General features: G+C 42.7%; 8 protein-coding genes. 2 read left to right on the top strand and 6 right to left on the bottom strand.

Annotated features, from left to right (window positions below):
• Together RTR63_RS10670 and RTR63_RS10665 are read left to right on the top strand one after the other, a co-directional pair.
• The coding region (locus RTR63_RS10670; protein ID WP_312524158.1) for a helix-turn-helix domain-containing protein at positions 1 to 182 on the top strand (182 nt) is incomplete at its 5' end.
• 221 nt (positions 183 to 403) lie between these two features.
• Positions 404 to 1,306, top strand: coding sequence for a polysaccharide deacetylase family protein (locus RTR63_RS10665; RefSeq protein ID WP_100270951.1), 903 nt, complete (start codon positions 404 to 406; stop codon positions 1,304 to 1,306).
• A gap of 411 nt (positions 1,307 to 1,717) precedes the next feature.
• Here the strand turns inward: RTR63_RS10665 and RTR63_RS10660 are convergent, their stop codons facing one another.
• From RTR63_RS10660 to kdpF, 6 genes are all read right to left on the bottom strand, one after another.
• Complete coding sequence (locus tag RTR63_RS10660) at positions 1,718 to 2,395, bottom strand: response regulator (protein ID WP_101964926.1); 678 nt, start codon at positions 2,393 to 2,395, stop codon at positions 1,718 to 1,720.
• A gap of 11 nt (positions 2,396 to 2,406) precedes the next feature.
• Positions 2,407 to 5,157, bottom strand: coding sequence for a DUF4118 domain-containing protein (locus RTR63_RS10655; protein WP_227716698.1), 2,751 nt, complete (start codon positions 5,155 to 5,157; stop codon positions 2,407 to 2,409).
• A gap of 23 nt (positions 5,158 to 5,180) precedes the next feature.
• A complete protein-coding gene (kdpC, locus tag RTR63_RS10650) occupies positions 5,181 to 5,801 on the bottom strand; it encodes a potassium-transporting ATPase subunit KdpC (RefSeq protein WP_135890301.1) in 621 nt (206 codons plus the stop codon).
• Between the two features lie 16 nt (positions 5,802 to 5,817).
• The gene (gene kdpB / locus RTR63_RS10645) at positions 5,818 to 7,866 is read right to left on the bottom strand and encodes a potassium-transporting ATPase subunit KdpB (RefSeq protein WP_203171178.1); all 2,049 of its coding nucleotides are present in this window, start codon (positions 7,864 to 7,866) and stop codon (positions 5,818 to 5,820) included.
• A gap of 115 nt (positions 7,867 to 7,981) precedes the next feature.
• Positions 7,982 to 9,691, bottom strand: a complete 1,710-nt coding sequence (gene kdpA / locus RTR63_RS10640) for a potassium-transporting ATPase subunit KdpA (protein ID WP_203171174.1) — start codon at positions 9,689 to 9,691, stop codon at positions 7,982 to 7,984.
• A complete protein-coding gene (gene kdpF / locus RTR63_RS11845) occupies positions 9,691 to 9,771 on the bottom strand; it encodes a K(+)-transporting ATPase subunit F (protein WP_072092986.1) in 81 nt (26 codons plus the stop codon). The genes kdpA and kdpF overlap by 1 nt, the downstream gene beginning before the upstream one ends.
• Positions 9,772 to 9,964 lie beyond the last annotated feature (193 nt).

The raw sequence follows: 9,964 nt of genomic DNA, 5'->3' as shown, positions 1-9,964 counted from the left end.
GCCAAGTCCGTCAAAAGACAGGCTTGTCGCAAAGTCAATTTGCCAAGTCATTGGGTATTTCGGTCAATACGCTAAAGTCTTGGGAGCAGGGTCAACGTAAACCCAGCGGTTCAGCTCAAGTTTTACTCAAATTATTGGGTAAAAAACCTGAGTTAATTGATGAGATTGCTCATTTGGCGTAGCCTTTGAATCCTATTAATAGCCATCTTGGCTTGTGACCCCTGCTGTCAAATACGGAATAAAACACTTGGTAGATATCATCAGGCAGCCTGACGATAAAAGTCTTGGAACACTTGAACAGGTGACTTAAATCTTAAGCGTTTTTGTATCCGCTGAAGATTATAAAAAATCTCAATATATCGAACCACTACCCAAAAACCAATAAATTTTATAAGAGAATTCAATGTTCAAAAAAATTATCTTCACCCTATGTCTTGTTTTATCTAATACAGTGATGGCAAAAAGTTTAGCATTAAGTTTTGATGATGGATTAGACCCAAAAACTAACCCACAAGCTGAGCAAATCAACGATGATATTCTAAAAACCCTAAAGCAAAATAAAATTACAGCTATTGTCTATCCGAGCATTAGTAAAATTGGTGGGGAACCAGGGCGAGATATTATTGCTAAATGGGGGCAAGAAGGTCAGCATATTGGTAACCATAGTAATTTACACATGAATTTTAATAAGCCTGATGTAACACTGGCTAATTATTTAAAAGATGTGCAAGAAGGTCATGATTTTTTTAAAAATTTAAAAGGCTTTGTTCCTCGCTATCGATTTCCCTTTTTAAAAGAAGGTAATACTGAAGAAAAAAGAGATGGCATGAGAAAATGGCTAAAAGTGCATAATTATCGTTCGGGTGCAGTAAGTATTGATGCGAGTGATTGGTATTACAATCAGTTATATTTAAAATACCAAGAGAATCATGATACGCAAAGTTTAGATAAGTTAAAAAAAGCGTATATAACGCACTTGCTTGGCAGAGCGGATTATTACGATAATTTAGCATTAAAAACGATTGAACGTTCACCCAATCACGTCATTTTACTGCATGTAAGAGCAATAAATGCCGCCTGGTTGCCCGATATTATTCAAGCATTCAAACAGCAAAAGTGGCAATTTATTGATTCAGAAAAAGCCTATACAGACCCAATTTATCAATTGCATTTACAGGTATTGCCCGCAGGCGAAAGTATTTTGTGGAGTATTGCCAAAGTTTATGGCGTTCAAGGGTTGAGGTATCCTGCTGAGGATGCTCCGTATGAAGCGGATAATTTGAAAAAATTTGGTTTAACGCCTTAATCAAAAACACTTGTTTTTGTTGAAAAATAGAACCGCTAATTATATGTCAGCGGTTTTTTCATATTAGAAATTTCTAAGTACTAATTCATGGGTGCTTATTGGAATAGCTTTTTAATAAGTTGTCAAACATACATATTGTAAGTTTATGATAAAGTAAACAATTATCAATATTCTAAAAAATGTTCGTTTTTTAGACAGATGAGATTTAATTAAAAATGTTCCAAAAAATCCCTTAAAGTATTATTTTTCGGTTTTCTGTGCTAACCTCATTATAAACTTACGTAGTAATCCCATCAATTAAATATCAAAAAAATGTATTCAATATTATATGTGATCCGAATTCTATGCTGATCCTTATCACGCAATATGCTAAGGCTTACACAAAAATTTTTGCAATCTCAATTGTTAAATTTACATTTTAAGCCGATAGCCAACGCCAACCTCTGTTAAGAAATGCTTAGGTCGTGAAGGATTGTCTTCAAGCTTTTGTCGCAAATTTGACATAAAAATTCGCACATAATGCCCTTGGTCTTGGTGCCCTTTACCCCACACTTCATCAAGGATTTGCTCATGGGTGAGCACACGCTGAGAATTGCGAATCAGTACTGAGAGTAAGCGATATTCAATGGGCGTTAAATGCACAACCTCACCATTTTTACTCACCTCACGTTGACTAGTATCAATACAAATATCACCCATTTGAACGATAGCATCACTGTCTTGGTTATTCTGGTAACGACGCAGCAACGCATTCACCCGCGCTAACAACTCACCCATACTAAAGGGCTTTGTTAGATAATCATCCGCTCCGTAATTAAGCGCTTGTATCTTATCTTGCTCATTACTACGTGCGGATAAGACGATAATGGGCAGTTTTGACCAAGTACGGATATCATTGATAATCTCAAGTCCATCACTGTCTGGCAAGCCTAAATCAAGAATAATTAAATCAGGGCGACGTGTTGCCGCTTCGATAAGGCCTCGTTGCCCAGTTTCTGCGGTATAAACGACCCATGCTTCGTCTTCTAATACTTTTTTAATAAAACGGGCAATATGGGGCTCATCTTCAATGATTAAAATCGTTTTCATAGGTTCGTTATCTAGGTCGGTAAATTCTCATAATCTGAGGGTGAATTAATCGAAATATGCGATTGATTATGTAATTGGCTAGCAAACTGTCGTTGTTCGATTTGGCTAGGTTGAGGTAGTTCTATGGTAAAACATGCCCCATGCGGTACCACATTGGTGACGCTCAGCGTGCCCCCCAAACTTTTTACCAGTTCACGACTTAAGGCTAAACCCAGCCCTAAACCGGTTACTGTGCTTTCTTGATTACCACGAGTAAAGCGTTCAAAAATCTTAGTTTGCATCTCAATGGGTACACCATCACCGGCATCAATAACATTAATTTTAAAATGATTTTGGCTATCTGATAGTGCTTGAATATGAATGGGTGACCCTAACGGTGAATAATTAATGGCATTGGTGAGTAAATTATTAAGAATTCTTGCCAATAATAATTCATCGGTATAGATAAATTGTAGGGCGTCTGGAATATCCACAATGATATCTCGAGTGCCAAGAGCAAACTCTAATTGAGTTAATATTCCACCAATCAATTCTTCAAGGCTAATCCATTGTTTATTAACGCTTATACCGCCTGATTGCAGTGACGCATAATCTAAAATATTGACCACCAAACGTCCAATGGCCCTACTTTGCTGTTGGATATCTAATGCTAGTTGATGCTGTTCTTGCTCAGTTTGTGTTAGTTGCAATAAACTTTCAGCGAGCGTGGATAATACCGCAAGCGGTGTGCGAATATCATGGGACAATGCCGATAACAGAGTTCCTCGCAACTGCTCTGATTTTACTTGAATCACCGCTTCTTGAGCAACTTTTGCCAAATAAATTCGCTCCAATGCCAAGGCAATTTGGGCAACTGCCACATCTAAAAAACGCTGTTGTTCAGGCTGATTAAAATAACTGGTATCTTTGGGCAAGACGGCAATTACCCCTAATACTTGCCCTGAAGCTGCCAGTGGACGGTATTGCATTTTGTTCGCCGTAAGCGTGTTGGTGCCAAATCCTGCAAGCTGATTATGGTCATATACCCACTGCGTCACTGCCCAATCAAATTCTGACGGTACGGCGGTATCACTCACCAAGTTTAACCGACCTTGATTGTTGGGCGTGACAACTAATGCATAACTGGCTAAATGTTGTAATAACCACAGCGTCGCATGGTCAGCAATCTGTTCAGTTTTACGTGCCGCACTTAAGCCTTGGCTTAATTCACTTATCGATTTGGCTTGCAGCTCACGACGACGAGCGGATTGGGCTTGAAACCGTAACCCAACCGCTAAGTTATTAATTAATAAAGAGACGACAATCAACACCCCAAAGGTCAATAGATATTGTACATCGCTTACCGAAAAAGAAAATTTTGGCTCAACAAAGAAAAAATCAAAGCTTAATACGCTAACGATAACCGCAAAAATCCCAGGAAAACGACCGAAACGTACCGAAACAAACACGATTATCAGTAAGTACAGCATTAAAACATTAGCTAAATCCAGCCATTGGGTGAGTTTAGCAAGTGAGGCAGTGACCAACGTACAACCCACGGTTGCGACCAGATAGCCCCTTACATTATGGTTTGCCCATAACTCTTGATAATTCGGCGTTTTGCTAATAAGAGAAGCTGATGTATTCGGGGTGGTGTCAGCCACTTGATTAACTATGATTAAGTCAAGCTTGGTGTCTTGTTTACCGATTTGCTCGATCAAAGAATTTCGCCAACACCCCAATTTGGGTCGTTGTTGTCCAATGACAATGCGTCCAATATTAAACTGATGGGCATAGCTCGTCAGTCCTTCAGCAACACTATTGGCGGTAATAATCTGGGTCGTTGCTCCCATGTCTTCCGCCAAACGTAGGGCATCTAAGATTTTTTGCTTATTTTTGGAAAGGTTAGATGGGGTTTCCACATGGGTCACATACCATTTGGTATGCAAGCTACCCGCAAGTCTAGCAGCATGGCGAATCAGGCGTTCATTATTACCAGTACTACTTAAGCCGACTAATAGTTGGTCTGTGGTGTTCCATATTGGTGAAATCCGTGCCTGTTTACGATAATTGCGCATATCGGTATCAACACGGTCAGCAGTACGACGCAGTGCCAATTCACGCAAGGCTATCAGATTGCCTTTGCGAAAAAAGTTTTTTACTGCATTTTTGGCTTGATTGGGCAAATATACCTTGCCTTCCTCTAACCGTGTTAATAGTTCATCGGCAGGCAAATCGACCAACACCACTTCATTGGCAGCATCAAAAAACCAATCCGGTAGTGTCTCTCGCACCGCTATGCCGGTGATTTGATTGACCACATCATTAACACTTTCTAAATGCTGTACATTTAAAGTAGTATAAACATTGATGCCTGCATTGATTAGCTCTTCCACATCTTGCCATCGCTTAGGATGACGGGAAGTCGGCACATTGCTATGGGCCAGTTCATCAACCAACAGAATATCTGGGTGAATCGCTAAAGCGGCATCGATATCAAATTCTTTAAGGGTTTGTCCTCGATAGTCAATTTGCTTGAGTGGTAAAATCGTTAAGTCTTCGAGCAAAGCAGCGGTTTCGCTACGTCCATGCGTTTCCACAATGCCGACAAGTACGTTAAAGCCCTGAGCTTGGGCTTGTCGTGCTGCCATCAGCATATCGTAAGTTTTACCCACACCTGCTGATGAGCCAAAGAAAATCTTGAGCTTGCCTCGGGTCGTGGTCAACGTCTCTGCCTCAATTTGATTGAGCAGCTCATCAGGGTTGGGGCGGTTATCAGTCATGCCTTACTCTTACGCTTACTTTATTATTGTGACTTAGCCAGTTTATCTAAAGCCACGTTGACTGCCAAGACATTGACAACCGGCTCACCTAAAACGCCAAATAGTGGGGCTTGGGTATTATCACGAATGGCTTTTTTAACCGTATCTACGCTAATGCCTCGTTGTTTGGCAATACGACCCACTTGCCATTCAGCAGCTGCAGGTGAGATATGGGGGTCAAGACCACTGGCAGAGGTAGTCACTAAATCAAGCGGTATTGGGGCGGTATTGGTGGGGTCGCTTGATTTTAATTTGCTAACGGCGGCTTGCACATTTTTCGCCAGCTCAGGGTTTAGAGGACCTAAGTTACTGCCCGTTGAAGCTTTAGCATCGTATTTCGCCGCTGACGGGCGTCCCCACAGATATTTAGGGTCATCAAAGTTTTGCCCAATTAGGCGTGAGCCAATCGTTTTACTTTGGCTATCTTTATATAGACTACCATTAGCTTGCATTGGCATCATCAGTTGCGAGACGGCGGTCATCCCCAGCGGATACAGTACCCCTAGAATCATGCTTAAGATGATAAACAACAGCAATGCCGGTTTTAGCATGGCAAATTGAATGGCAGATTGGTTGTTATTATCGGTATAGATTGTCGTATTCATCGTATTTCCCCTCAGGTTACGCCAAATGCAAGGTGTTTAAAATCACATCAATCACTTTAATCCCAATAAATGGCAGTATTAATCCACCTAAGCCGTAAATTAACAGGTTGGTGCGTAGCAACGTCGCTGCTTTGGCAGCACGGTATTTCACGCCTTTTAACGCCAGTGGAATCAACGCAATGATGATTAACGCATTAAAGATGACGGCAGATAAAATGGCACTGGTTGGGCTACCTAAATGCATGATATCTAACACTTTTAACGCAGGGTAAGTGCTGGCAAAGGCAGCAGGAATAATGGCAAAATATTTTGCCACGTCGTTGGCAAGGCTAAAAGTCGTTAAAGCACCACGGGTCATTAGCATCTGTTTGCCTGTTTGCACCACTTCAATGAGTTTGGTGGGGTTGGAATCTAAGTCCACCATATTCGCCGCTTCTTTTGCCGCTTGGGTACCACTGTTCATGGCAACAGCCACATCGGCTTGTGCCAAGGCAGGGGCATCATTAGTACCGTCACCAGTCATGGCAACCAGTTTACCTTGCTCTTGGTAACTACGAATACGAGCCAGTTTTTGCTCTGGGGTGGCTTCTGCCATAAAATCATCAACGCCTGCTTCTGCGGCAATCGCAGCGGCGGTTAAGGCATTGTCTCCAGTAATCATCACAGTACTAATGCCCATGCTACGCAGTTCAGCAAATCGCTCTTTAATGCCTGTTTTTACAATGTCTTTTAGCTCAACCACACCCAGTACTTTTTTACCATCGGCAATGACCAGTGGCGTACTGCCACGGCGAGCGACTTCTTCGACTTGGTGTTTAACGTTGTTTGAAATGATGCCACCTGCCTGTTCAACCCAGCGAGCAATGGCATCAAAAGCACCTTTACGAATCTGTCGGCCGCCAATATCGGTACCACTCATACGAGTTTGGGCAGTAAATTCAATCGCTTCGTAAGGCCGAGTTTTAAAATTAGCATCAGTCAAATTAAACTGCTGTTCCGCCAGTTTAACAATACTGCGTCCTTCTGGGGTTTCATCGGCCATTGAAGCAAGCATCGCTGTTTCTGCCAAGTCACTGGCAGTAATACCTTGTGCTGCCACAAACTGCGACGCTTGGCGATTCCCGTAAGTAATGGTGCCTGTTTTATCGAGCATTAACACATCGACATCGCCTGCGGCTTCGACCGCACGCCCTGAGGTGGCAATCACATTGGCTTGCATCATACGGCTCATCCCAGCGACGCCAATGGCTGATAACAAACCGCCAATCGTGGTCGGGATTAAACAAACCAGCAATGCCACCAAAATCACCAGCGACGTTGGAATACCTTGACCTGACGCTTTGACGGCAAATTGTGAAAAAGGCAGTAATGTGACGCACACCATTAAAAAGATAAACGTTAACGCCACCAATAAAATGGTTAACGCAATCTCATTGGGCGTTTTATTGCGTTTTGCCCCTTCGACGAGTGAAATCATACGGTCTAAAAAGCCTTGCCCAGCCGCTTGGGTAATACGAATGATGAGCCAGTCTGACAATACCCGAGTCCCACCCGTCACCGCATTAAAGTCGCCACCGCTTTCGCGAATCACAGGGGCTGACTCTCCCGTAATCGCTGATTCATCCACCGAGGCTAAGCCTTCAATCACTTCACCATCGGCAGGAATCACTTCACCGGCTTCCACCAATACGATATCGTCTTTATCCAATTCTGTGGCAAGCACGGTCATGGTGGCAGTACGGTCTTCGATATTAAGGAGTTTACGGGTTTTGAAGTCTTGACGAGCCTGTTTAAGGCTAGCGGCTTGCGCTTTGCTACGTCCTTCTGCCAAGGCTTCGGCAAAATTGGCAAACAAAATCGTAAACCATAGCCAAAGGGTTACGCTCAAATCAAAGCCAAACTCTGAGCGATGTTCGGGGGAAATTAATGCTTGAATCGTTAGTAACGTGGTTAAAATACTGCCCACATACACCACAAACATCACCGGATTACGCCACTGTACTTTAGGGTTTAGTTTAGCAAACGTTTCTTTTAACGCAGATTTGACCAATTCAGGAGCAAACATGCTTTGTGGTGTTTTTTTATGATGAGGTTCATTCGGCTGATGGTTTGTATTTATGGGCTGATTAGGACTAATAGTTTGTGTCATGATAAATTCCTTTAATGTGAGTCTGCGACGGCTACTGGTGCATCCAGATTTGCTCAATAATTGGGCCGAGTGCTAACGCTGGGATAAAAGTCAAAGCCCCAACCAATAACACCGTGCCGATAAGTAGCCCAACAAATAGTGGTGTAGTGGTTGGTAGCGTACCGTTATTGACAGGTAATCGTGGTTTTTTCGCCAGTGAACCTGCCAATGCCAGTACGGGTAAAATAACCCCAAACCGACCTACCAGCATGGCAATCCCCAACATCACATTATAAAAAGGAGTATTGGCACCCAGTCCTGCAAAGGCAGAACCATTGTTGTTTGCCGCCGAACTAAACGCATATAAAATTTCACTAAAGCCATGAGCAGATGGGTTAAATACCCCGGCTTGACCTGCCTCCGTCATCACACTAATCGCTGTACCGATGAGTACTGTCAACGGTGCAGCAAGCAGTCCTAATACCACCATTTTCATCTCATACGGTTCGATTTTTTTGCCCAAATATTCAGGGGTACGACCAATCATCAGTCCTGACACAAACACGGCCAAGATTGCAAACAACAACATGCCATAGAGACCGGCACCGACACCGCCAAATACCACTTCACCTAGCTGCATTTGGAGCATGGGAGCCAGACCGCCCATGGGGGTAAACGAGTCGTGCATGGCATTGACGGCACCACACGACGCCGCCGTGGTAATAGTCGCAAACAGGGAAGACGCCACGATGCCAAAACGGGTTTCTTTACCTTCCATATTGCCGCTCATATCAGGCGACACCAGACCACTCACTTGGTTAGCCAACCAAGGATTGCCTGCCAATTCACTGCTGACAGTGAGCCAATACATGCCTAAAAACAACAGCGTCATCGCCGACAAAATCACAATACCTTGACGCAGATTGCCACTGATTTTTCCTAAGCAGAAACATAACGCTGTTGGAATTAAGAAAATGGCGAGCATCTCAATAAAGTTAGAAAGTGCAGTAGGATTTTCAAACGGATGTGCTGAGTTGGCATTAAAAAAACCGCCACCATTCGTGCCTAACATTTTAATCGCTTCTTGCGAGGCAACAGGTCCTAGGGCAATATTTTGGACTGCCCCTTGTAATGTGCTGACACTGACAGTTGATGATAAGGTTTGAATCACCCCTTGGCTTACTAATAACAACGTAATAACGATGGCAATGGGCAACAAAATATACAGATTGCTTCGCCACAAATCGACCCACGCATTGCCAATACCTTGGGCGTTTTTACGGGTTAACCCACGTATTAACGCAAACGCCACCGCAATCCCGGTTGCTCCTGATAAAAAGTTTTGCAATGACATACCTAGCATTTGGGTCAGGTAGCTCATGGTAGATTCACCACCATAGCTTTGCCAGTTGGTATTGGTCATAAAGCTGATAGCAGTGTTAAAGGCTGAATGCCAAGTGGGTGCGGAAAATTTTTCTGGATTGAGCGGTAAAATGCCTTGTAGCAATTGCAACCCGAATAATGCCACTAAGCCAATGATGTTAAATAGCAAAATTGCTATGGCGTACTGTTTCCAGTTCATCTCATCACTGAGTTTGCCGTGATTGTCCACGCCTAACATCCCAAAACGGGAAAACCAGCGTTGTTCATTGGCAGATAGAGGGGCTTGCATCCGCTTCACCATAAATCCTGCTAACGGATAGGCAAGCATAAATAATACCGCAAGGTATAAAAGGACTTGAATGAAGGCAGAGGAAGTCATTAAAACTCCTCCGTTTTGATAAGGACGTACACCAGATAGATAAATAACCCGAGTGCCATCAACCCTGCTAACGCTTGCATAGCCAACTCCTTGATAGATTAAGCATAAAATTTGTCAATGCTTATTATTACCAAGAAGCTTGTAAATTTGCCGTTAATTGTTAAAGTGCAGATATAAAGAAAGTGTAAAGATAGGGTTTTTAGTTTGCAGATTAGTCTTTACAATTTAATAAGCTTTACCTTATAAATTTTAAGTCAATTCAACTCAACACTT

Origin of the sequence: Moraxella sp. CTOTU47724 (assembly GCF_032014955.1) — a bacterium.
GTDB classification, from domain to species: Bacteria; Pseudomonadota; Gammaproteobacteria; order Pseudomonadales; family Moraxellaceae; genus Faucicola; species Faucicola tetraodonis.
Note: the sequence above shows the minus strand (reverse complement) of the source record. Positions and strands in the feature narration are given on the sequence as shown.

Excerpts from the sequence above, each read along its gene's own strand:
- kdpC (WP_135890301.1), bottom strand. The coding sequence starts at position 5,801 with ATGAATACGACAATCTATACCGATAATAACAACCAATCTGCCATTCAA.
- kdpF (WP_072092986.1), bottom strand. The coding sequence starts at position 9,771 with ATGCAAGCGTTAGCAGGGTTGATGGCACTCGGGTTATTTATCTATCTG.
- RTR63_RS10660 (WP_101964926.1), bottom strand. The coding sequence starts at position 2,395 with ATGAAAACGATTTTAATCATTGAAGATGAGCCCCATATTGCCCGTTTT.
- RTR63_RS10655 (WP_227716698.1), bottom strand. The coding sequence starts at position 5,157 with ATGACTGATAACCGCCCCAACCCTGATGAGCTGCTCAATCAAATTGAG.
- kdpB (WP_203171178.1), bottom strand. The coding sequence starts at position 7,866 with ATGTTTGCTCCTGAATTGGTCAAATCTGCGTTAAAAGAAACGTTTGCT.
- RTR63_RS10665 (WP_100270951.1), top strand. The coding sequence starts at position 404 with ATGTTCAAAAAAATTATCTTCACCCTATGTCTTGTTTTATCTAATACA.
- kdpA (WP_203171174.1), bottom strand. The coding sequence starts at position 9,691 with ATGACTTCCTCTGCCTTCATTCAAGTCCTTTTATACCTTGCGGTATTA.